Annotated in this window: 22 protein-coding genes, 1 tRNA gene, 2 pseudogenes and 2 riboswitches; of the genes and pseudogenes, 15 read left to right on the top strand and 10 right to left on the bottom strand. The window is 55.8% G+C overall.

The features are described 5' to 3' along the window. Nucleotides 1–384 precede the first annotated feature (384 nt). The 4 genes from N6V40_RS17000 (at nt 385) to N6V40_RS16985 (ending at nt 3976) form a co-directional block, all read left to right on the top strand. The gene (locus N6V40_RS17000) at nt 385–1335 is read left to right on the top strand and encodes a DUF808 domain-containing protein (protein ID WP_131090343.1); all 951 of its coding nucleotides are present in this window, start codon (nt 385–387) and stop codon (nt 1333–1335) included. A gap of 66 nt (nt 1336–1401) precedes the next feature. After that, the gene (locus tag N6V40_RS16995) at nt 1402–1704 is read left to right on the top strand and encodes an N-6 DNA methylase (protein ID WP_262198415.1); all 303 of its coding nucleotides are present in this window, start codon (nt 1402–1404) and stop codon (nt 1702–1704) included. A 20-nt stretch (nt 1705–1724) separates the two neighbouring features. Next, entirely contained in the window at nt 1725–3047 is a 1323-nt protein-coding gene (locus N6V40_RS16990; RefSeq protein ID WP_315973728.1) for an Eco57I restriction-modification methylase domain-containing protein, read from the top strand. A 2-nt stretch (nt 3048–3049) separates the two neighbouring features. Then, nucleotides 3050–3976 (top strand): hypothetical protein, encoded by a 927-nt coding sequence (locus N6V40_RS16985; protein ID WP_242632592.1) that lies wholly within the window; start codon nt 3050–3052, stop codon nt 3974–3976. On the opposite strand, the gene N6V40_RS16980 is transcribed toward N6V40_RS16985, so the two are convergent. Continuing rightward, the gene (locus tag N6V40_RS16980; protein ID WP_262198414.1) at nt 3870–4496 is read right to left on the bottom strand and encodes a GNAT family N-acetyltransferase; all 627 of its coding nucleotides are present in this window, start codon (nt 4494–4496) and stop codon (nt 3870–3872) included. The genes N6V40_RS16985 and N6V40_RS16980 overlap by 107 nt on opposite strands. A 354-nt stretch (nt 4497–4850) precedes the next feature. Here N6V40_RS16980 and N6V40_RS16975 point away from each other — a divergent pair. Beyond that, nucleotides 4851–4924 (top strand) — tRNA-Val (locus tag N6V40_RS16975). A 64-nt stretch (nt 4925–4988) separates the two neighbouring features. Here the strand turns inward: N6V40_RS16975 and N6V40_RS16970 are convergent. Continuing rightward, nucleotides 4989–6035: an LLM class flavin-dependent oxidoreductase gene (locus N6V40_RS16970; RefSeq protein ID WP_131090340.1), complete on the bottom strand. Its 1047-nt coding sequence runs from the start codon at nt 6033–6035 to the stop codon at nt 4989–4991. A gap of 200 nt (nt 6036–6235) precedes the next feature. Here N6V40_RS16970 and N6V40_RS16965 point away from each other — a divergent pair, with 200 nt between their 5' ends. Continuing rightward, nucleotides 6236–7906, top strand: a complete 1671-nt coding sequence (locus tag N6V40_RS16965; protein ID WP_262198413.1) for a threonine/serine exporter family protein — start codon at nt 6236–6238, stop codon at nt 7904–7906. On the opposite strand, the gene N6V40_RS16960 is transcribed toward N6V40_RS16965, so the two are convergent. Continuing rightward, entirely contained in the window at nt 7903–8577 is a 675-nt protein-coding gene (locus N6V40_RS16960) for a uracil-DNA glycosylase (protein ID WP_262198411.1), read from the bottom strand. The two genes, N6V40_RS16965 and N6V40_RS16960, sit on opposite strands and share 4 nt — an antisense overlap. Nucleotides 8578–8831: 254 nt before the next feature. Between N6V40_RS16960 and N6V40_RS16955 the strand changes: the two genes are divergently transcribed. The 3 genes from N6V40_RS16955 to groL all read left to right on the top strand — a co-directional run bounded on the left by N6V40_RS16955 (nt 8832) and on the right by groL (nt 11697). Then, nucleotides 8832–9122, top strand: coding sequence for a DUF3263 domain-containing protein (locus tag N6V40_RS16955; RefSeq protein WP_131090338.1), 291 nt, complete (start codon nt 8832–8834; stop codon nt 9120–9122). A 42-nt stretch (nt 9123–9164) separates the two neighbouring features. Further along, nucleotides 9165–9764, top strand: a complete 600-nt coding sequence (locus N6V40_RS16950) for a LytR C-terminal domain-containing protein (protein ID WP_131090337.1) — start codon at nt 9165–9167, stop codon at nt 9762–9764. 295 nt (nt 9765–10059) lie between these two features. Continuing rightward, nucleotides 10060–11697, top strand: a complete 1638-nt coding sequence (groL, locus tag N6V40_RS16945) for a chaperonin GroEL (protein WP_131090336.1) — start codon at nt 10060–10062, stop codon at nt 11695–11697. 98 nt (nt 11698–11795) lie between these two features. Here groL and N6V40_RS16940 read toward each other — a convergent pair whose 3' ends face one another. From N6V40_RS16940 to N6V40_RS16920, 5 genes are all read right to left on the bottom strand, one after another. Beyond that, the gene (locus tag N6V40_RS16940; protein WP_131090335.1) at nt 11796–12686 is read right to left on the bottom strand and encodes a DUF4031 domain-containing protein; all 891 of its coding nucleotides are present in this window, start codon (nt 12684–12686) and stop codon (nt 11796–11798) included. A 43-nt stretch (nt 12687–12729) separates the two neighbouring features. Next, the gene (locus tag N6V40_RS16935; protein ID WP_131090334.1) at nt 12730–13020 is read right to left on the bottom strand and encodes a WXG100 family type VII secretion target; all 291 of its coding nucleotides are present in this window, start codon (nt 13018–13020) and stop codon (nt 12730–12732) included. 116 nt (nt 13021–13136) lie between these two features. Then, complete coding sequence (locus tag N6V40_RS16930) at nt 13137–14639, bottom strand: sensor histidine kinase (RefSeq protein WP_242632590.1); 1503 nt, start codon at nt 14637–14639, stop codon at nt 13137–13139. Between the two features lie 76 nt (nt 14640–14715). Continuing rightward, nucleotides 14716–15423: a response regulator transcription factor gene (locus N6V40_RS16925; RefSeq protein ID WP_262198406.1), complete on the bottom strand. Its 708-nt coding sequence runs from the start codon at nt 15421–15423 to the stop codon at nt 14716–14718. 58 nt (nt 15424–15481) lie between these two features. Continuing rightward, the gene (locus N6V40_RS16920) at nt 15482–15700 is read right to left on the bottom strand and encodes a hypothetical protein (protein WP_262198404.1); all 219 of its coding nucleotides are present in this window, start codon (nt 15698–15700) and stop codon (nt 15482–15484) included. Nucleotides 15701–15951: 251 nt separating this feature from the next. Here N6V40_RS16920 and N6V40_RS16915 point away from each other — a divergent pair. Then, nucleotides 15952–16334, top strand: a pseudogene (locus N6V40_RS16915) (cold-shock protein). A 3-nt stretch (nt 16335–16337) separates the two neighbouring features. Next, entirely contained in the window at nt 16338–16943 is a 606-nt protein-coding gene (locus N6V40_RS16910) for a DUF3027 domain-containing protein (RefSeq protein ID WP_262198402.1), read from the top strand. Between the two features lie 78 nt (nt 16944–17021). On the opposite strand, the pseudogene serC reads toward N6V40_RS16910, so the two are convergent. After that, a pseudogene (gene serC, locus N6V40_RS16905) lies at nt 17022–18142 on the bottom strand (phosphoserine transaminase). Nucleotides 18143–18402: 260 nt separating this feature from the next. Here serC and N6V40_RS16900 point away from each other — a divergent pair. From N6V40_RS16900 to N6V40_RS16885, 4 genes are all read left to right on the top strand, one after another. Beyond that, nucleotides 18403–19098 (top strand): iron-dependent transcriptional repressor DtxR, encoded by a 696-nt coding sequence (locus tag N6V40_RS16900; RefSeq protein WP_131090327.1) that lies wholly within the window; start codon nt 18403–18405, stop codon nt 19096–19098. Between the two features lie 107 nt (nt 19099–19205). After that, nucleotides 19206–19359: riboswitch (cyclic di-AMP (ydaO/yuaA leader) on the top strand. A 4-nt stretch (nt 19360–19363) separates the two neighbouring features. Beyond that, the gene (locus N6V40_RS16895; protein ID WP_262198399.1) at nt 19364–20410 is read left to right on the top strand and encodes a M23 family metallopeptidase; all 1047 of its coding nucleotides are present in this window, start codon (nt 19364–19366) and stop codon (nt 20408–20410) included. A 124-nt stretch (nt 20411–20534) separates the two neighbouring features. Then, nucleotides 20535–20704, top strand: a riboswitch (cyclic di-AMP (ydaO/yuaA leader). A gap of 3 nt (nt 20705–20707) precedes the next feature. Further along, complete coding sequence (locus N6V40_RS16890) at nt 20708–21628, top strand: C40 family peptidase (RefSeq protein WP_262198397.1); 921 nt, start codon at nt 20708–20710, stop codon at nt 21626–21628. A gap of 186 nt (nt 21629–21814) precedes the next feature. Continuing rightward, complete coding sequence (locus tag N6V40_RS16885) at nt 21815–22351, top strand: HNH endonuclease (protein WP_396268083.1); 537 nt, start codon at nt 21815–21817, stop codon at nt 22349–22351. Between the two features lie 43 nt (nt 22352–22394). Here the strand turns inward: N6V40_RS16885 and N6V40_RS16880 are convergent, their stop codons facing one another. Further along, nucleotides 22395–22805: an NUDIX hydrolase gene (locus N6V40_RS16880; RefSeq protein WP_262198395.1), complete on the bottom strand. Its 411-nt coding sequence runs from the start codon at nt 22803–22805 to the stop codon at nt 22395–22397. Nucleotides 22806–22965: the final 160 nt, after the last annotated feature.

Genomic DNA, 22965 nt, shown 5'->3' with positions numbered 1-22965 from the left:
ACACCCCTCGGACTGGGTGACTTTTACTTGCCCTTTTCAAAAGGCGGCTGCGGGAAAAACCGGGAATCTACGGGAAGTATTAGTCACCCAACAAGACTCCTTACTCCCCAGTAGCGCCCATGTACACGCGAAATTATCAGTGTTTTGCGAAAGTGCCTTGTAAACTGAAGGTCACCGGTTCGAATCCGGTAGGGGGCTCCACTAGATCCTCGGATTGGCGGCAGATTTGCTGGTGATTCCGAGGATTTTCTGTATCGGGCTATCACTGCTCCTCGCGTCGAGCCTGCAGAAGGCAAATCGCTGTCGCCGGTAGAATTATTGCAAGACCACAATCCATGAGCCGGGGCCAACGGGCCAAGCGCTCAGCTTTTGAAGGAGCCAAAAATGGCCGGAGGCCTTGTAGCACTGTTGGACGACGTAGCTGCGTTGGTGAAAGTCACTGCGGCGTCCATGGATGACATCGCGCTCGGCGCCGCAAAAGCCAGCACCAAGGCCATGGGTGTGGTGGTTGATGACGCGGCGGTCACCCCACAGTATGTGGAAGGCCTGTCTCCCAAACGCGAGCTACCCATCATCTGGAAAATTGCGGTGGGTTCCATCCGCAACAAGTTGCTGTTCATTCTGCCTGTCGCACTTTTGCTTTCGTACTTTGCACCGTGGGCATTGACCCCCATCCTGATGCTCGGCGGCACCTACCTCGTATTCGAAGGTGCAGAGAAACTTCTTGAAGCCCTTGGCTGGATCAAGCACCACGGTTCAGGCGAAGAAGGCAAAGAACGCGATGAAAAAAGCATTATCAGTTCGGCAGTACGCACCGACCTGGTGCTCTCCGCCGAAATCTTGGTGATCTCGCTGAACGAAGTAGCTCACGAGCCAATCCTCACCCGAGCACTGATCCTGATCACCGTGGCCGTGCTGATGACCGTGGTGGTCTACGGAGCGGTCGGGCTCATTGTGAAGATGGATGACATCGGCCTGCATATGGCTGCTAAGTCTCGCAAGCTCACCCAGAAAATCGGCCGCAGCCTGGTCAAGGGGATGCCTATTGTCATGTCCGTGCTGGGCAAGGTCGGCGTGGTCGCGATGCTTTGGGTCGGTGGACACCTGATTCTTGTTGGCATGGATGAGCTTGGCTTGCATGCGCCCTACGGCTTTGTGCACCACCTCGAAGAGCAGGTGCATCATGCAACCGGTGCTGCCGGTGCGGTGCTTGGCTGGTGCGTTAATACTGCGCTGTGCTGCGTGGCTGGCTTTATTTTGGGCAGCATCGTCACGGTTATCGTTCTGGGATTCGGAAAGCTTAAAAACAAGGGTAAGACCGAAGCCGCCCACTAGGGCTAGAAATCTCGGTCATTTGCGTCCAGCCAAACTGTCTGGCCGCCATGGAAAGATCAATGCGTGTTGAGTAAAGAAGCAAAAGAACAGGCCACCGCCCGCCATGCGCGCGGTGCCTACTTCACCCCGGAACCTTTGGCTGCATTTATGGCGCACTGGGCGCTAGAGGGCCACGGGACCAGAATTCTGGAGCCCTCCTGCGGCGAGGCGCAATTCCTTGAAACGGCCCACAAAGAACTGGCCGGTACCGGGGCATCGGCGCAGCTCGTAGGTTATGAACTGCACGAACCAACCGTTAAACAGGCTCGGGTACGTCTTGGGGCGCAGGGGATCAATGCCCAGATCGCACAGGCGAACTTTTTGAGCTAGCTGGCACCAGCGACTTTGACGTGGTGATCGGCAACCCGCCGTACGTCAGATACCAACTGCACCGCGGAGTAGACCGCCAGCGTTCCAGAGCTGCGGCCAAAGAAGCCGGAGTGGAACTGAACGAACTGGCCAGCATCTGGGCGGCCTTTGTGGTTCATGCAACCAGCTTCTTGGCTCAGGGTGGCCGGATGGCGTTTGTGTTGCCTGCTGAGCTGATGTTTGTGAACTATGCCGGGTCAGTGCGCCAGATGTTGCTCGAACGTTTTGCCAACGTACATTTGGTGGTTTTTGAGCAGCGCCTTTTTGCTGACGCGCAAGAAGAAGTAGTGCTGCTGCTGGCCGAGGGGTATCAGCAAGGACCCACAGCTCACTTCAACCTGCATCAATTCCGCAACGCTGAAGACCTGGCGCAGTTGGGCGCCGGAACCCAGCATGCCCCGGTACAAAAAGCGGAGCGCTGGACCGGCTCATTGGTGGGCATCGAAGCCCAATCAATCCTTTCCTCCGCTTTGGCCCACGGGCATTTGTCCACGCTCAAGGCGTGGGGCGAAACCTCACTGGGAGCGGTAACCGGCAATAACAAATGGTTTACCCTGAGCCGTGAACGAGTCCAAGAACTAGGTTTGGCTGAGCAGGATTTGATTCGTATCTCCCCACCAGGTTCCAGGCACTTACGTGGCCTAGAACTTGACGAGGCGATGTGGCAGCGCTTGGGCGAACACGGTTCGGCAACCTATCTCTTTAGGCCGGCAGCTAACCCGAGCACCGCTGGTGAAAGCTTTATCGCCAGTGGTGAATTGGAGGCGGTGGACCAAGCTTACAAATGCCGGGTGCGCTCGCCGTGGTGGCGGGTTCCAGTGCTTTCGGTTCCTGACCTGTTCATGACGTACATGAATGCTGATACACCACGGCTGACAACCAACCAAGCCGGAGTGCACCACATCAACTCAATCCACGGCGTATACCTCGGCGCCGATGTGCGTGAGTTGGGCCGTGAGCTCTTGCCGTTGGCATCGCTAAATACACTGACCATGTTGGGTGCAGAAATCATCGGGCGTTCCTACGGTGGTGGCATTTTGAAGGTTGAACCGCGAGAAGCCGACGTGCTTCCGGTTCCTTCAATCACCATGGTGCAGGCCCACACACACGAATTGCGATCCATCAAAGATACGGTTCGCCAGCTGCTGGCCCAAGGCCACAAACAAGAAGCAACAGACCTGGTTGACCGGATCGTGCTAGGAAGCATGCTTGAGCTGGATAAGGACGCAGTTCAAGCGCTGCGTGCCGCAAGGCAGAACATGCTGGAGCGACGCAAGGCAAGAAGCAAAGCGGTGAAGGGATAAACGTGGCTAATCCGACGGTCGAAAAGACCCTGGCATTTGCGGAGTTTGATACAACGCTGATGTCGGCGGCAAAAGATTCACCGTGGTTGAATAACGGGGCAGTCACCGAAGAATTCAACCCGTCCTACGCTGTACTTGAAAAGCTTTTGAGCATTCCTGTACGGACCAAAGCGGTAACCCGTTCGGGCCGCTTCGCCCAAGGCGTTGACGCCTGGTTGGCGCATGAATTACGTCGCGCCGGATTTGACGCGGACCTCGTCTGGCCGCGGCCCGAAGCACCACGAGTCCTCTCCAGCGATATCTTGGACCTACTTCGCAAGCTGCCTGAACGCCTAGCCGATGAAGTCCACGAATCGATCATGAACGGCAAAGCCGGAAGTACCGACGCGAGAATTTTAGGTCGCGCCTATATGAAGCAGACCGACGTGGTGATGACCCATTGGTCCACCGGACCGGAACTGCTGCTGAGCACCAAGGCCATGACCTCCTCCTTCGGCAAGAACCTATCTAACCGGTATGAGGAAGCCTATGGTGACGCTGCGAATCTACGGGCCCGTTATCCGTTGGCGGCTGTAGGGTTCTTCTTTGTGCAACGGGCAACCATCCTCGAAAGTGAACCGGCAGCTTTCCGTCGAACCGTGGATATGATTCGAAAGCTGCGCGACTTTGGCGACGGCTTTGGGTACACCGCCACCGGCTTGTTGCTGGTGGACTGGGACGATGAGGCACAAGACCCCGAAGTTCGTTGTGTGCACCCGGCGGTGCCCCAAGACATTGCAGCACCACAGTTCCTGAACGCCATGGTGGACGCGGTACTCAAAGTTACACCCATCGACCTGCATGAAGCAGCTCGCGCTCGCCGAGCGGGTGAAGTGGCTCCGCTGCCAGGGCACGAATGGGTGGATGAGCAACAAGACGCACTGTTCTAGGCCTCGGGGTGTAGCTGAGAATACGTGCCTCACGCTCGGCGGCCTGAGGCAAAGAGTCCACCCACCCGCGCGCAGCTTGCGTTGCCCGGTAGATGAATTTCAGTCGGCCGTCTTGCTCAAAACTACGCTCGCGTTCCCATAAGTCGGAACGCTCATAAAAGGCCCACGAAGCCGGGTTCTGCGCATCGATGACACTGATGGGCGTTTTCCCAGAACGCACCGCAAATTCAAGACGCAGGTTGGTGACATGCTGGCGAATTCCTCTGCGACGGTATTCGGGCCGCACTGCCATACAGCCGAGCTCTACCGCGTCCATGACCTCGGTGGGAGCCAGGATCGAGTCGTGAACTAACCCTGCAGCGATCAAGGTGCCTTGATCGCGCACGGTAACCAGTAGTTCCAGACGATCAAATTTCTGTTGCCAGCGCTGGTCAATGACCGGGTACAGCAGTGCCAGCTCGGCGAGTTGCGCCGAATCGAGGCGCAACGGTGACAAAGAGAAGTTCAGATTTTCAAACACTGGGTGTGGTCCTAGAAGAAAAGAACGAACGAAAAGAAGGCTTTGGCTCAGCGGTCAGTAACCGCTGTGCCGATTCGTTGGCCTTGATAGGACCGATGCCGGTGGCTTCCGGCAACTTCCTTGTAGGGTCCAGTTTGCGCTCGATGAGCTAGGAAAATTATGCGGTCTGAACTGTGCCGTTCACAAGTGCTTTTTGGTACTTTTTTGGTGAAGAGAAAAGAAACGATCTGATGAGTGTTTTTGCTGTGCTTCGTAGCTTGTGATTGGCGCCCGGAGTTGGTGCGCGATTTGGTGCAGGGGTATGAAAAGGCTAAGATCGTTGAGGTGCTTGACCCCGTGGTCAGAGCGCAATATGGATCTTTAGCTCAGTTGGTTAGAGCGTTCGCCTCACACGCGAAAGGTCGCTGGTTCGAGTCCAGTAAGATCCACGAAAAAAGCCACCGGTGACGGTGGCTTTTTTGCTGTTCTAGCAGTTGGTGGCGAGGCCCGGGATTAGGCGCTCAGTAATTCATGAACCCGTGGTTTTACTTCTTGGCCCAGGAGCTTGATGCTGTGCATCATCGTTTCATGCGGCAAGGTGCCGGCGGAGTACTTAATGTCTGCGCGCGAGAGTCCCAGAAGTTTTGTTGCCGAGGCGATCTTTGCGGCCACGGTTTCTCCGCTTCCGGCCATCATGGCACCACGTGGGCCCATCGCTGCCTGGAGGGTCATCTTGCTTGCCGGTGGCCATCCGCGCTCGGAGCCCAAGCGGTTCATGGTGCGCTGGTAATGCGGCCAGAGTGTTTCAAGTGCTTCTTCATCACTGTCGGCAACAAGTCCGTGGAAATGTGCCGCCACTGGTTGCTCGCTATGGCCGTATTCCTTTAGCGCACGATGGTACAGATCAACCAGCCCGGTAAATGCCGCAGGCTGTCCACCGATGATTGCCAAGAATAGCGGTAGGCCATGGCGTGCGGCTCGAACCACCGATTGTGGAGAGCCACCCACACCAACCCAGGTAGTCAGAGGCTTATCTTCCAACAGTGGGTAGACCTGAGTATTGCGCAGAGCGGCGCGATGTTGGCCATGCCAAACCACTGGGTTGCCGTGGCGCAATTTGGCCATGAGATCCAGCTTCTCTTCGAAGAGCTTCTCGTAGTCGTCGAGGTTCAGCCCAAACAGTGGGAAGGATTCAACAAAGGAACCGCGTCCGGCAATGAGCTCGCTGCGTGAATTGGAAATGGCATCAAGGGTGGCAAAACGTTCATAAACTCTGACCGGGTCATCGCTGGAAAGTACGGTCACCGCGGTTCCTAGCTTGATCCGTTCGGTGGTGCTGGCCAGTGCGGCCAGGACGATTTCTGGTGAGGAAACCGCGTAGTCGTCACGGTGGTGTTCGCCAACGCCGAAGAAGTCTAGGTTGGCGGCCTCAGCTGCTTGTCCTTCAGCAATGACATTGCGGATGACCTGTGCGTGGCTGAGCAGGTTGCCTTCGGCGTCCTGAGTAATGTCACCAAAAGTTTCGACGCCGATCTCCGGCAAGAGCAGGTTGTCGCTCATGAGTACCTTTCAAATTGCATGCAAACACATCTAAGTTCATTGTCTCTCAACCACCGCGCGACCGGGGATATTCCGCAGCTAAAAAACAGTGCAAAATGTGTTCGGCGCTACCTAGTGATTTATGCCCGTTCGGCACAACTTATTGCCCATCGGTTGTATCGTAAATTGCATGGGAAATCTTAGGCTGAGGGGCAAGATTAGTGGCGCATCGATCTGACGAAGAGCACGGCGTACCGTCAGGGCAGATGGGTGATGATCCAGCGCCATCGGCGACTGCGTTGCCACGGATATCCACCAGTGAAATCAACCTGGGATTCCACCCGGATGAGCCTATCGAAGAACAGCCCACCGCTTCTGAACTACCGCTAAATACGGCGGTTAGTGCCAGCGTTTCGGCAGCTGCCGCTTCAGATATTGAGTGGCGCACCGGTCAGGTGCACACTACCGACGACGGCATTACCTTGATGCCTACCCGTGCCAACCCTGTGGCACGTCGGTTGCTGGCTAAAATGTGGATTTCGGACACACCTCCAACTCAGGCGCTGAACATTGTTGAACGCCTGCAGGGTACGCCCTATGCCAATCCAAAGGTCAACGACCAGCAGGATGCCTCTTCTCGGCGCACCATGGAGTTTGCACTGGACCTCGGGGAGACCCTGATTCGTTATGGTGCCGGTGCCTTGGAAGTGGAGACCAGCATCATCGCGGTCACCGCTGCCCTGGGCCTGAGCCACCTAGACGTTGACATCACCAACCAGTCGCTGCATCTGAACTACAGCCCACCAGACGCCGAAAGTTACTCGGTGCTGCGCGTAGTACGTTCATATACGTCCAATTATGCAGGCTTGGTCTTGGTCCACGACCTGGTCTCGGACATCATTGCTGGCGGCGTATCGCGTAGTGCCTCGGCCAAAAGGCTGAAGGAAATTACCCGTCGCCCAAAACCGTTCCCACGCTGGATCGTGGCTGGCGGACGCGCGCTGTTCGCGGCAGCATTTGTGCTTTTTATCGGCGGCTCGTGGGCTGGCGCGTTGGTGGCTATCGTGTCATCGAGTGTGGTCACCCAGATCGGTCGTTATGGCTCGCGTTGGCGGGTTCCGGAGTTCTTCACCATCGCAACCTCAACCATGGTGATTACCGGAATCGCGTTGATCGGGTATCAGCTTCATGCGCCGTTGGACCCCGCGCTCGTGGTCTCAGGAGGCATCCTGCTCTTGCTTCCTTCCGGACGGTTTGTCTCGGCACTGCAAGATGCCATCAATGGGTTCCCGGTGACCGCTGTAGGGCGATTGTTCTCAGCAAGTTTGACCTACGGCGCGATTCTTAGCGGAATTGCTGCGGCGTTGGTTGTTTCGGATCTGCTCGGCGGCGAAGAGGTTGACGTACACCAAATTGTCACCACCGAGTATCCGGCCTGGTTATTGCTGCTGCTCGTTGCGGTGGCCATTGTGGCCGGTGCAATTTCTGAACAGAGCGCTGTGCGTTTGCTTTTGCCGACTGCCGGTATTGCTATCGGCGGTTATCTGGTCCAGATGTTGGCTGAGAGCATGGGGCTTGGAGATCGTGCGGTTCCAGCACTCGTGGCCACGGTGGTCGGCTTTGCTGCACGTTTTGCCGCGGACAAGCTGCGTACTCCGCAGCTAGTTCTTGCGGCCCCAGCGGTAATGTTCCTGCTTCCAGGTCTGATGATTTTCCGTGCCATGTACGGCATCGTGATCAACGTTGATGACATGTCCACCGGCCTGGTTGAAATGTTCAACGCCATGGCCATCATGCTTTCCATCGCCGGAGGCGTCGTCTTTGGCGAAACGCTATGTCGCCCACTGACTTCGAACGCTCGTCGTGAGCGTCGGCGAATCCGTCGACGCTAAGCTACCGGCAACGACCAATTAATCGGCTTCTGTCCCTGAAGGGATAGGAGCCGATTGGTTTCTGAAAACGGTTTTGAGCCAAAGAATCCTCGCGAGGCGGACAACGGTGAGGGATGGGCGCTACGCAGTTGGGGAACGTTGGATAGCGACGGGGAGAGCTTCTGCGCGTGGTTGCCCCACAGAATTGCCACCGGAGGATTCGCTCGTTCGTTCAGGGCTGCCAAGATCGCCTCAATAACCGGAGCCCAACCGAATTTCTGGTGCGCCCCGGCCTGGCCTGCGGACACTGACAGGACCTGATTTAGCAGCAGTACGCCCTGGGACTGCCAGGCGCTTAGGTCCGGATGAGCGACCGGAGCGATACCAAGATCAGCCTGAAGTTCCTTATAGATGTTGCCCAGCGAACGGGGCAATGGGCGGACCGGCTTATTGGCTGCGAAGGCCAGACCATTGGGGTGCCCCGGTGTGGGGTACGGATCTTGGCCAATAATCAGGACTTTGACTTCGGCCAATGGCAATGCCAGTGCGCGAAACATCACCTTAGGCTCGGGCAGGATCACTTCGCCCTGAGCGGAGCGTTCGGCCAATTTGATGGCTAGATCACGAAGAATATTGTCCGTAGCCGATAGCGGTACTACCCAATCAGTGGCGATGAAACCCTGATCTGACATGGATTGAGCTCCGTGGAAAAAGGGAAATCACCCGGGGCATACACCGCAGCCTGCGGGGGCAGTGGAGCGTCAAAAAGGGCTTGTTGCATTTCATCCATAGGTGCAATTGTGCCGTTTTTCTGGCGTGCCTGTGCCCGGCCACACGGCGATAGGCATGCTGATTGGTTAGAATATCGGTGGTATGTCTACCAACGGTGGAGTACAAGCATGGCCGAGACACATAAAAACTGAGCTGAGGACCGAGGTGAGAACGCATGGCAGAGAACGAGTTATTGGCAGATTTTGTAATGAATCCAGACTCGGAACTTGATGAGCGTTCACAACAGATCCTGAGCTTGGAAAAGTTGTGGTGGAAGTATGCGGGAGCCAAGGAACAAGCGATCACCAAGCAGTTTTCTATGTCTCCAACCAACTACTATCAGCTGCTGAACCAGCTGATAGAAACGGATGCGGCCATGGCCTACGACCCGATGCTGGTAAAGCGACTACGCAGAACACGTTCAACAAAACGTCGTGTGGGCGGTAAGGTCGGCTCGGGGAGATAACCCAGCCTGCCGTGACCAGTTAGACCTCGAGCAAGGACAAGAATGACCAACTACCCGCGTGACGAATTTGATCGCGTACCGGAGTTCAACACCCGTGTGGGTTCACACCACGCACACGGATGGGCGCAGTCTGCTACCTCAAAGTCGACCGGTGGCAAGTTGCTGTGGGTAGTGTTGGCTGCCGTGATCGTGCTGATCATCGGTGCTGCGTCCTTTGTCTTTGCTCCGCAACTCAAGGACAGCATCGCCGGAGCCGGTGGAAGCGAAAGCACTTCGCCCACCGATGAAAATGAATCGCAGGAGCCAAGCGCCAGCGAATCCGCTTCTGAGTCCAGCACCATTGATGACGCAGATGTCCTGTTTGATCAACGCATCGGTGTTTACAACGCCGCCAGTGTTGCTGGGGTAGCCAGTGCTGGCAAAGAAGCCGTGACTGAAGCCGGCTTCACCAACATCGTGACCGACAACTGGAACAAGCCTGCCGAGACTTCGACGGTTTATTACATGTCAGAGGCCGAACGGATCACCGCAGAAAAAGCGGCCGAAGCCCTAAATATTGACGATGTTTTGCAGACCGAGAACGTCCCTAATCGAGTCACTGTGGTCATAGGATCCGATGACCCGCTGGAACTGAACAAATAATTCAGTAACAATTCAATTCGCTCAGAGCCGATCGGCTTGCACTCGCCATGCGAGAGTGCCAATATTTGTATTAGCACTCTTGCGTTGCGACTGCTAACGCCGGTCGGCTTTTGCGTTCCTATTGGAATTTTGAAGCCGCGGTCTAGCCAAGTACGGGCAGGGTGCTGAGAATACCTCAGATAGCGAGAGCTGAAACGGTCGCTGGCCAGATGCCGCACCGGAGAACTCGTCCGTCGCGGGCGCTGTCTGTCGGTTGCATTTTCGCAAAATCGTCCCGAAAGGACCGAAAGCCACTATGGCCAAGATGATTGCATTTGACGAGGAAGCACGCCGCGGACTCGAGCGCGGACTGAACACCCTCGCTGACGCGGTAAAGGTAACCCTCGGCCCACGCGGCCGCAACGTCGTATTGGAAAAGAAGTGGGGCGCCCCTACTATCACCAACGACGGTGTGTCCATCGCTAAGGAAATCGATCTCGAAGATCCTTACGAGAAGATCGGCGCAGAGCTGGTCAAGGAAGTTGCCAAGAAGACTGACGATGTTGCCGGTGACGGTACCACCACCGCAACCGTACTTGCTCAGGCACTGGTCAAGGAAGGTCTGCGCAACGTTGCTGCAGGCGCTGACCCAATCGCACTGCGCCGCGGTATCGACAAGGCTGTAGAAGCCGTCACCGCTGAGCTGTTTGCTGCTGCTAAGAAGATCGAGTCCAAGGAGCAGATCGCTGCTACCGCTTCGATCTCCGCAGGCGACACCGAAATCGGTGGCCTGATCGCTGAAGCTCTCGACAAGGTCGGCGAGCAGGGCGTTATCACCGTTGAAGAATCCAACACCTTCGGCCTGGAGCTGGAGTTGGCAGAGGGTATGCGCTTTGACAAGGGCTACATCTCGGCTTACTTCGTCACCGACACCGAGCGTCAGGAGACCGTTCTTGAGGATCCATACATCCTCATCGTGAACTCCAAGATCTCCTCGGTTAAGGACATGGTGACCCTGCTGGAGAAGGTCATGCAGTCGAACAAGTCGCTGCTGATCATCGCCGAAGACGTTGAAGGCGAAGCGCTGGCTACCCTGATCTTGAACAAGATCCGTGGCCTGTTCAAGTCTGTTGCTGTTAAGGCTCCAGGCTTCGGTGACCGCCGCAAGGCAATGCTCACCGACATCGCACTGCTTACCGGTGGCCAGGTTGTTTCCGAAGAAATCGGCCTGTCCCTAGATAACGTAGGCCTCGAAGTTCTAGGTACCGCCCGCAAGGTCGTTATCACCAAGGACGAGACCACCATTGTTGAAGGTGGCGGCGAAGCCGACGCAATCGAAGGCCGCAAGGCTCAGATCGCAGCCGAGATCAAGAACACCGACTCGGACTACGACCGCGAGAAGCTGCAGGAGCGCCACGCAAAGCTCTCCGGCGGTGTTGCTGTGCTGAAGGCCGGCGCTGCAACCGAGGTTGAGCTCAAGGAGCGCAAGCACCGCATCGAAGACGCCGTGCGTAACGCAAAGGCAGCCGTTGAAGAAGGCATCGTCGCCGGTGGTGGCGTTGCATTGATTCAGGCTGGTGCTGCTGCATTCGCCAAGCTTGAGCTGGAAGGCGACGAAGCAACCGGCGCGAACATCGTTCGTGTTGGCATCGAAGCTCCACTGAAGCAGATTGCACTGAACGCTGGCATGGAGCCAGGCGTTGTCGCCGACAAGGTCAAGGGCCTGCCTGCTGGCCACGGCCTGAACGCTGCAACCGGTCAGTACGTGAACCTGCTTGAAGCTGGCGTCAACGACCCAGTGAAGGTAACCCGTTCGGCACTGCAGAACGCTGCTTCTATCGCTGGCCTGTTCCTCACCACCGAAGCTGTTGTTGCAGAGAAGCCAGCACCTGCTGGCTCTGCCCCAGCTGGTGGCGATGACATGGGTGGCATGGGCGGAATGGGCGGCTTCTAATAAGCCCCCTGCTGCAGATGTAGCGCATTAACTAAGCTGATGGCCTGGTACCCACAAGGTACCAGGCCATCAGTTTCTTAACCAGCGCAAAACAAGTGCTAGAGCCAGGTGTGGAGCAAATTCAATTCCCGGTTCAGGTTGGCACGAGCAGCTAATTCCCAAAGTTCGCGTCCGTCTTGCGTACCGTAGATTGAAGCCTTGGACACCAGGGCCGAGAGAATCTTGATGCGCCCGGCAGCCAGCACGCTTTGTGGCAGGTGCGCATATTCTTGATAGATCGCCTGAGCATAGCGTTCATAGGCCGGCTGGGGCCGGGCCAAAACTTCTAGATCTGCGTCGCACAGAATCCGTCCCAGGACGTTAGACTCAGCAGGATCATGGCTAGCGGTGAGCATCACCAGTTCGCTGATTCGGGCAACCGAGGCGGATGAGAGTATGCCCTCCAAGAGTTCACGGGCGAGCACCGCAGACTTAAATTCATCTTCGCTTGTGCCGTCGTAGACCGCATCGTGGAACCACGCAGCCAACTGCAGTTGCATCAGTTCTTCACTGTGCACCTTGCCCTTAGCCAGCTGGTCAATGGCTTCGAGCACAGAGAGCAGATGAACGCGGTCGTGATAGTAGCGATGGGCTTGGGACCACATTTTCAGTAGTTCCTTACCCATGCGCGGTTCGGTGGGTAGGGTGTGAGCCCAGCGACGTAGCAAGATACCATCGAGTTTTTCTGGACGATACTTGGCTGGGATGCGTAATCCTGAAGAGACCAGGGTGCGCACTAGCTGGCCACCGCTGACCTCTTGTGCGCCTGCCTGAACCAACTGCGCGTAACGTTCCTGAGGAACGTCGTAGTGGTCCTTGTCGAACGCCCTAGAAGAGATTTCTTGGTCTTTGGCGAATTCGTGGAGCTCTTTGAGGGAGCGATCCGAAACCAAATGGGAAAAGAGCGTACCGTGCGCAGGCCAACGCGGCGGGTCGATCAGAATACTCATGGACTAAGCCTACTGATCAACCAGCCGCGTTGTTGCCACAGGGCTAGTAGCGGAACAGCGAGGTGTTGACCTGCTCCACTTCCTCGTACTGCATCGACGCATGATTCAGGGCCGCAGCAATACTGCTCAGCGCTTCTTCAATTTGCACATGGGTGGAACGCCATTCAACAACGATGGACTGGAATGATGCGGCAGCAGAACCCTGCCAAGTGCTCTGTAGTTGGTCTAGATTCATTTGCATCGTCGAAACTTCATGACGTAAACGATCAATGGTGTTCATGACCGCCTGCGATTTGACCTGCATCTCACCGGTATTGGTGGAGAACGTGCTCATGGAATTCATCCTTTCCTTGATGGCTGTGTCGGTTAGTCGATGCAACCAAACTAGAAAGGATCCTGCCTGCGCTGTGCGGTAGCGGTGCTGAATGTGGATAAACCTAGCCCTGAAGGTTATGAGCCGGTTGAGTTTTCGTCGTCGATCTCTGGTTCAGGGCGTTCAACTACGGGGACGTACGGCATCGAAATCGACATGGTCGCACCGCCACCAGGAGTATCGGAAAGTGCCACAGAGCCACCATGTTGCTGCACGATCGCGGCAACGATGGCTAGACCTAGTCCCGAGCCTCCAGTTTCTCGCTGGCGGGAGCTGTCGGCACGGTAGAAGCGCTCGAAGATACGCTTGGCATCATCGGGAGGAATGCCCGGCCCATGGTCGCGAACTTCAACCACCGCATCCATGGCACCAGCCACCAACGACCGGACGCCCACGGCAATCTCAATCGGCGTGCCCTCAGGGGTGTAGCGCAGTGCGTTGGTGATCAGGTTGGCGATGATCTGGCGGATTCGTGCGTCATCACCCAGCGTGCTAGCCGGGCTGGGGCGCTCGGTAGTTAGACCCACGAGCTTCACCGTTCGATCCGGTGCTCTCACCTTGGTGTCTTCCACCGCATCTTGGCCAAGAACCAGCAAGTCCACCGATTGCTTCTCCATGGGGCGCTGCTCATCAAGTCGGGCCAGCATCAACAGGTCTTCGACCAGTCGGGCCATGCGTTTGGATTCAGCTTCAATGCGGCCCATGGCCGAGTCCATCGCCTCAGGATCAGCCAAGCCACCGTAGCGGTAAAACTCGGAGTAGCCCTGAATGGTCACCAGCGGAGTGCGCAACTCATGAGAGGCGTCCTGAATAAATCGGCGCATCTTGCGTTCCGAGGCTTCGCGGTCCAGGAAGGCCTTTTCAATTTGCGCCAGCATCGCGTTCAGCGAGCGGGAGAGCCGGCCGACTTCGGTTTCTGACGGGTAGTCCTTCACACGCTGGGAGAGATCACCATCGGCAATCATCGAGGCGGTGCGCTCCACATTAATCAGCGGTCGCAGAGACCTGCCGGTGAGCCCGTAGGCGATCATGGACATCAAGAGGGCTGCAAGCATACCGGTTGAAAGCACCAATACGGCGGTTTGCCGCACCGTGGTGTTCACATGATCCAACGGAAGAGCCAAGAATAGGTTCAGATTGCTGCTCTGTAAGGGCACCATCATGGTGCGCCACCCTGCCGAGTTGCGATAGCTACCGGGCACGGTGGAGGGCACCAGAGGATGTTCTGCAAGCTTCTGGATCTCTTGTGGATCCAGTAGCGGTTGATCGGAGCCGTTGGTCGGTGCAACGCGCGATCGAGGCATCACGTACACCAGCGTGCCATCGGCATCGCGGATGTCGGCATATGAGCTATTCAGACCCATCAAGGTTGGGTCAAAATCGGAGCTTGTACCGTCTTCGTTCAGCGAATGAACGTAGGCCTTGTTAAGCCCGTAGGCCATCGTGGGCCACGAAGCGTTGAGCTGAACGTCGATTTGCTTGGTCATCGAAATCCTCAGCGTGTGTGCTGAGCTCAGCGCGGTGGCAACGATGGCGAAGACCATCAGCCCGAGCATGACGATGACGAGCTTGGTCCTCATTGAGGTACGGCGCCAATGGGCCCGGATCGACTTCATATGCTGACCTTACAAGCCCTCTTTACTACTCGAAGAATTCCTAGCGACGATCTGGGGTGCGCATCAGGTAGCCCACGCCACGCTTGGTCTGAATCAGTGCAGGCCATTCAGGGCGGTCAACCTTGCGACGCAGGTAGGAAATGTAGGATTCAACGATTGATGCGTCTCCGTTGAAGTCGTACTCCCACACATGATCCAGGATCTGTGACTTGGAGAGCACGCGGTTAGGGTTCATCATCAGGTAGCGCAGCAGCTTGAACTCGGTAGGGGAGAGGTCAATAACCTCACCGGCGCGAGTTACCTCATGTGCGTCGTCATCCAGCTCAAGGTCGGCAACCACGATGGTGGCGCTTTCTTCTTCGCCGTTGGAAGTGCGGCGCAGTACCGCACGGATACGCGCGACCACCTCGTCCAGGCTAAATGGCTTGGTGACATAGTCATCGCCGCCAACGGTCAAGCCGGTGACCTTGTCGCTGGTGTCATCACGAGCGGTGAGGAAAAGAACGGGGAAGTGGCGGCCGGCGGCACGCAGCTTGCGGGTGATGGTGAAACCATCCATGTCTGGAAGCATGACATCAAGAACTGCAAGGTCTGGTTCGTCTGCTTCTACGGCAGCTAGTGCCTCGCGACCATTGGCAGCGGCAACAACCTCGAAACCAGCGAAGCGCAGCGAAGTGGAGAGAAGTTCGCGGATATTTGGTTCGTCGTCAACTACAAGAAGTTTTGCTTCAGTCGGTTTTGCACTCATGAACTCCAGTTTGCACAAGAAGTCTGGGAGCTAGCTGAGCGAGAGCTGATTCTGTTTTTTAGGTGTTGCGTCGTTTGACGATATTGCCTATGACAACAACGATGCCCAGGATAAAGGCCAGCGGAAGGCCCCATACGGCGAAGGCCATCACTAAAGCGGGGATAGCGATGTTCTGAAAATAAAGAACGAGCGTGCCAATCAATGCGAGAGCCGAAAGTAGGGCGATGATGATCGCCAAACGTGAAATGACCGTCATAGTTTTGGATGTAGTGCTCACAACCTCTAGCTTAGCGTCGTTCAGGCACAGGCAACGCGTAAAGCAATCCCAAAGCGCACAAAGATGAATTGTGCGCGGTAGATGACATAATCTTAGATAAAGGACTTGAAGCGATTTCGTAGGTTGAGTACCCGGCAAGAAGCAAAGAAGAATCCCGGCTGTGACTCCGCGAAATCCTACGAATGAAAATGCATAACGTAGGGCAGAGCTCGGTTATGCAACTTAGCTAAGAACGAACGAGGTAAGTGATCATGCCTAGCGGCAAGGTTAAATGGTACGAAAAGGCCAAGGGCTTCGGTTTTATTACCGCAGAGGATGGCAAAGAGATTTACGTCAACGCGGCCGCGTTGCCTGAAGGCGTTCATGATCTGCGCCCCGGTACTCGTTTGGAGTTCGGTGTGGCTGACGGACGGCGTGGCCCGCAGGCACTGAGCTTGCGGTTGCTCGAACAGGCCCCTTCAGTGGCTCGCGCTAAGCGCAAAAACCGGAAGCTGAAGCCGTCCTCATTGAGGATCTGATCAAGCTGCTCGACAACGTTTCTAATAGCTTGCACAAGGGGCGTTATCCTGAACAGGCATATGGCAAGAAGGTTGCTACCGTACTTCGTGCGGTAGCCGACGATCTGGACGCATAAATAATGGCCCGTAAACCTAAGTTGGACACCATCCTCGCCGACGCAGTAGAACCTGCTCGTGTCGCGCTGGCAGAGATTGCTAGCGCGCCCGAAATCGGCGAATACCTCGGGGTGACCGCCGAAGGCGAGCGACTTGTCACCCATCGATTTGTCTCCTATAAAAAGGGATATCAGGGATGGACTTGGTTCGCTACTGTCGCCCGGGTTCCACGGGCTAAGGCCAAGGACCTCACGGTATGCGAAGTTGGCATTATTGCCGGTGAGGGTTCTTTGTTAGCCCCAGCCTGGGTTCCATGGGCTGACCGCTTGGCTAAGGAAGAAATTGAAGCGGCCAAGGCAGCAGACGCTGCCGAAGTCGCCGGCGAGTCCGCTGAGCAAGTGCCGGCATCGGATTCCGAGGAGCCATCACAGCCGCAGGCGGACAGCGAATCAGGTGACCAGGAACGCGCTGATCAAGAACCAGCTGATGATGACGCGGAACAGAATGATGACGAGCTTCAGCCGCATAAGTCGCCGGCTCGACGTCAGGTTCGTCGTCGCAGGACCGCGCAACGCACCGCGGCACGCCGTCGCGCTGCCCAGCGTAATCGCACGCGCAAAGACAGCTAACACTTAATAAAAGAAGCGGGAGCTTCGAAGAATTGGTCTAAACCGATCCTTCGAAGCTCCCGCTTCTTTGTCTGCTTCTTAGAGCTGCTCGATGACGTAGTCAATGCACTTAAGCAATGCCGCCACGTCACTTGGCTCAATGGCAACAAAGGTTGCGATGCGCAGCTGGTTGCGACCGAGCTTTCGATAAGGCTCAACGTCAACCACACCGTTGGCGCGCAACGCCTTGGCGATAGCCGAAGCATCTACCGAGTCGTCAAAATCAACGGTGGAAATAACGTTCGAACGGTGTTCAGCCTTGGCCACGTAAAGCGAGGCGATCTCTGATGCCTCGGCCCAAGCCTGTATCAAGCCTGCGGATTCTGCGGTGCGCTGCGCGGCCACTTCAGTCCACCATTGGAGTTGATCCACTTGATCTGTGCGTCAAGACCAACCAGCGTGGTTAGCGACGGGGTGTTGTACGTCTGGTTCTTCAGCGAGTTATCCAACGCGGTCTTCAGATCCAAGAAGTCTGGGATCCAACGATCGGTGGCTGCGATTTCCTCGATGCGGGCGATGGCCGCAGGGGAGACAAAAGCAAGCCACAGTCCGCCGTCTGAAGCGAAGTTCTTCTGTGGCGCGAAGTAGTAAACGTCGGTTTCGGCTAGGTCTACATCCAGGCCTCCCGCGGCGCTGGTGGCGTCAATGACAACCAATGCGTCCTCATTGGCTCCGGCCACGCGCTTGATCGGCGCTGCTGCACCGGTCGAAGTTTCGTTCTGTGGCCATGCGTAAACGTCAACGTCTGCTTCAGCTACTGGCTCAGGAACGGTGCCTGGCTCGCCAACGATGGTTGAGGAAGCTGCCAAGAATGGAGCTTTGTCGGTGGCCTTGGCGAATTTGGAACCAAACTCACCGAAAGACAGGTGCTGTGCTTTGTTACGAACCAAGCTGAAGGTTGCGGCGTCCCAGAATGCGGTCGAACCACCTACGCCGAGAAGAACTTCATAGCCTTCAGGGGCACTAAACATCTCCTTGAGCCCGGTCTGAACCGAAGCTACAAGGTTCTTTACCGGTGCCTGGCGGTGGGAAGTTCCCAACAACTTGGACCCGGCGTCGACGATGGCCTGGACCTGTTCTGCGCGAACCTTGGAGGGTCCGGCACCGAATCGACCATCGGCGGGCAGAAGGTTTTGTGGAATTTGGATGTCCGTGCTCATCGCGCTCCTCTTGTAGCGATAGTTTGAAGTGCCTGATAGGCCACCATTACCCAGAATCGGAATATTGAAGGATGGCCTTGGCGTTTCAATAGATATCTTCGCAAATTGCGGGGGCTCGAGGGAAAAGCGAGACGGTCGGTTACGACATCTGCGCGGCGGGTTACATCCGCACACTGTCTGATAGACCAAGTAGAGTGGGCTATTGACGCCACGTAAAAATCGAGCGAACTTAACTGTTGTGACTTCCAGGAGCGGCTACTGTGTCTGATCTTATCGATACAACTGAGATGTATCTTCGCACCATTCTTGAACTTCAAGAAGAAGAGATCGTGGCTTTGCGTGCCCGAATTGCGGAGCGTCTTGGCCACTCAGGACCAACTGTGTCGCAGACTGTTGCCCGCATGGAGCGCGACGGTTTGGTAGTCGTCTCTACTGATCGTCACCTTGCGCTGACTGATAAAGGTCATGAATTAGCAACGGGCGTGATGCGCAAGCACCGCTTGGCTGAGCGTCTACTTTCGGACATGATCGGCTTGGACTGGGAATACGTCCATGACGAAGCTTGCCGCTGGGAACACGTGATGAGTGAACGTGTTGAACGTCGACTCTACGACCTATTGGGTAAGCCAACTGTCTCCCCGTATGGCAACCCAATTCCAGGTCTTGAAGTACTTGGTGGCCCTAGCGTGGCCGAAATCTCGCATGCCGTTCAGAATTTGGATGACGCATTGCTGGCCGGCAACATCGGCCCGATAGCTATCGAGCGTCTAGCTGAGCCGATCCAAACGGACCCAATTCTGCTCGGACAACTGAATGAAGGCGGAATTCGCCCCGGTGCCATTGTCACTTTGGAACGTGCCGACGACTACGTAGTGGTCCGCGTTCAGGGCATCGAAGGCGCACTCGAGCTTCCAGTTGAAGTCAGCGGACACGTGTTTGTTCGGTCTCAAATTTGATAACGAAATTGTAACTTTAGGCGATGCCCGGTAACGTTTATTAGTGGTGTCGTCAATCTGACGTGCATCATCCGCCTCTGTCGCGACCGCCGAGTGTTGCCCTGCGTCAGAAGAAGGTCACGAATATTTGAGGGCAACAACGGGGGACCCAATATTTTGACGTGCAAACGTCTTGGGGTGAAGTTCTGTAATTTACAGGCCGACGCATTTCTCCATAGTCGAACCCGACAGCTAACTTCGTAGGCGTAACAGTGAGAGGAATGTTTTGGTCGAAACCAAGACTGCGGGACGACGTCGCGCTGCGGATACCGAGATTGACGTGATTGCAGAGATCACCGCTTCGGCCACCGCGCGGCCCAACGGACGCCGCGCATCACGCGCTGCGACAGCAGCTCCCGCTATCAGCCCGGTTAAGCCGGTGCACGCAGACTTTGTGGGTCGTCGCTTCGACTCCAACCAGCGCTACGGTGTAGCACCCAACCAAAAAGACTTTGCTTCAAAGATCGCCGCGAGCAATGTTGTTTCATTGCCACAGCGCACTGAAACTCAGGCAACGAGCTCGGCTCCAGCTGATGCAGATAGCAACGTAGAGTTCATTGCCAGCGTCAAGACCAAGAGCCGTAAGCCAATTCGTGCCGGCTTCAGCCACAAGATCGCTGCAGTCGCTGCGGTTTCAGGTTTGGCTTTGGCAGTAGTTGCCCCACAGCTTTCGGGCAGCACCGGTGAAGAGGACAAGGCAGTTGCCGCCGAACAGCGCACCGCAACTTCAGCTGTAGTCGACGTCAAGGCTCCTGAGAGCACAACGGAGCTTTCCGTTGAACGCGCTGCACTGTCCTCCGAAGTAAATAAGAAGGTCGCCAGTGAAGAGAAGCTCACTGAGATCATGACTGCTTCGGGTGGCGGTGTCACCACGCTCAAGGAAACCGCAGGGTTGCTTGATGCACCAGTAGATAGCCAGCGCATCACTTCGACCTTCGGGCACCGAAAGAATCCAACCGGCGCAGGCTTCATGATTCACAGCGGCACCGATTACGGTGTTGGCAGTGGAACCAAGGTTTACGCCGCAGCAGATGGTGTTGTTGAGGTTGCAGGTTGGGCCGGTCATTCAGGTAACCGAGTCACCCTGGATCACGGCAAGGGCCTGGAAACCGGCTACAGCCACAACAGCAAGGTTTTGGTCAAGGTTGGAGACAAGGTGAAGCGCGGCGATCTCATCGCATTGTCGGGCACTACCGGCAACTCAACCGGGCCTCACGTGCACTTCGAAGTGATCGTTGACGGTCAGTTCAAAGACCCTGCAGGTTGGTTATAACGACGTTCGTCACTATTTCGTGATCAAAACGTGACATTTCAAAAATCATCCTATAGGCTTATATCCGTGCCATGGGGAACCCATGGGCATCTTTGCGTGAGAACCGAGCACTGCCAACACGCAATGAGCAGTTATACACAACTCGTACGGCAGTGGCGGGGGAACCAACATCGGGTCATTAGCTTTGGCTAATAACCCTAGGGGTGAAGTGGAAGAGAAGGAAACTTCAAATCCACCGAGGTAACTCCACTTCGAACCCGACAGCTTACCTCGTAGGTATCAAGGAGAGGCAATATTTTGACCAAGAGTCATGCACATGGACGTCGCCGCGCCGACGTTTCACGCACCAATTCGCTACAGGCGATTTCCCAGGCCGTAGCGTCTAACGCAGGCTCGGTGGGTCGTCAGGCTGCCGTAGTTGCAGCAGCATCCGGTTTGATCGTAACCCTGGGTGTTCCAGGCCAGGCATCCGCACCACGCGACGTTTCGGCTTCGCCGGTTGACACTATCAACCCAGAGCGCGTTGCAGTCAAGTCGGTCAGCGTTGCTGCCGACAAGGACGCTTCAGTAAGCATTAAACGTGCAAGCTTCACTGCAGAAGAGAAGCCAGAGCCAGTTGTTATCGCAGTTGCTGATGACATCGAGCCAACCACCCGCACCAACGAGTCGTCGACTGCTGCTAAGCCAGCAAAGACCACCGTTGCAAGCGCTTCCTCGACTTCTTCCGATTCTTCGGATTCGTTCGCTCCAACGACTCGTCAGAGCCGTAGCACCGGAACCGCAAAGGCAGCAACCGCTGCTCCAAAGGCTGAGGCGAAGACCGAAGCTAAGGCAAAGACCGAAACCAAGGCTGAGACCTCGGTACAGTCTGCTGGCCTGTCCGGCATCGCTGGCACCGCAGCCAAGTACGCTGGCGTTCCATACGTCTGGGGCGGCAACACCCCAAGCGGTTGGGATTGCTCGGGCTTCGTAAAGTATGTTTACGCACAGAACGGCATCAACATCGCTCGCGGAACCTCGGCCATCCTTGGCTCGGGGCAGTTCAAGCGCACCAGCAGCCCTAAGCCTGGCGACTTGGTATTCCAGAACGGTGGCGGCCACGTAGGTATCTACCTCGGCGGTGGCAAGATGATCGGTGCACAGAACCCAAGTGTTGGTACTTTGGTTCACGATGTATCGCGCAACCCACTGTACGGTTACTACACCCTAGCTGGCTAAATTCAGCTTTACGACGGCCATCGGACGATTCAATCGTCCGGTGGCCTTTGTTAGTTTAAATAGAGTGAACGTAGAACATCAAAAAAGTGAAAAACGATTGATTTCTTCTTCAGATACTCCCAAATCGCCTAAATCTTCGCATAGGCTAGCCGTAGAGACACTCCGATAAGGGCGCGAGCTCCATCAATGCCAGATGGTAGCAATCGGTTCAAGAAGGAAGTACGACACATGCGAACACTGGTATTAAACGCAGGATACGAACCCTTAGCGGTCGTGACTTTTAGACGAGCCCTAGTAATGGTTATGGCTGACAAAGCCACCATTGTTCTCCAGGACGACGATTCTCCAGTTCGCAGTTCCCACGGACAGTTACCCAGACCCACGGTCATTGTTCTCAAACGCTATGTAAGACGCCCCTACCGCGACATGCTTCATGTCACGCGTAGGGGTGTTCTGCGTCGGGACGCCTTTACCTGCGCTTATTGCGGTAAGTCTGCGAACACTATCGATCACGTGATCCCCAGAAGTAGGGGAGGGAAGAATACTTGGGAGAATCTTGTGGCAGCTTGTCTGCTGTGCAATAGTCGCAAGGCCGACAAGATGCTTTCGCAACTTGGCTGGCAGCTTCGCACCACACCACACCGACCACGTATGGGAGGGCACCTAGTCTCTGGGCTGCAACATATTGATGCAGCGTGGGATGAGTTCCTTCAAGCCAGCTAAACGGTCAGCTAAAGGCCCGTTTTGGGTTGCCGGGACGAATAGGTTATCCGGCGGCGTTGGCAATGGCGTGGGGCAATACGAATTCACGTAGCAGTGGAGCGATGTCCTCGCGAAGCAAAGCGTCTTTTGGTGCGATCCAGAGAAGTTCTTCAAGCTCTGCTAGGGGTACGAGCTTGCCGTCGTAGTGCGCTGAAAATAGCGAGGCGCGGATGGAAGTGTCGTCTTCATTGGCGGCCGCTCCAATCCATTCACCGTCGAACTTGAGTTCGTCGGGCATGAAGGAGATTCCAAGTTCCTCGCTGATTTCTCGAATGACAGTTTGTAACGGGGATTCCCCGATTTCAGGTTTTCCGCCCGGTTGCATGAACTTGGTAGTGCCACGTTTGCGCACGAGGAGAATTTCTCCTTGGTTGTTGATTAAACATGCCGCTGAGATCGTCAAATTTTTCTTCACTAAAACACAATATCGCGTGAATCCATACGTTAATGGTGGTAACGTGCTTAATTGGATCTCCAACGTTTTTAGTTGTAACTCATAGCGGTCAAATTACTCGCGGTATACAGACCACGTGCTATTTGTTACCGGGATCGCTGGAACAGAAAGATCGATCTAT

This window comes from Glutamicibacter sp. M10 (assembly GCF_025452055.1).
GTDB lineage: Bacteria > Actinomycetota > Actinomycetes > Actinomycetales > Micrococcaceae > Glutamicibacter.
Note: the sequence above shows the minus strand (reverse complement) of the source record. Positions and strands in the feature narration are given on the sequence as shown.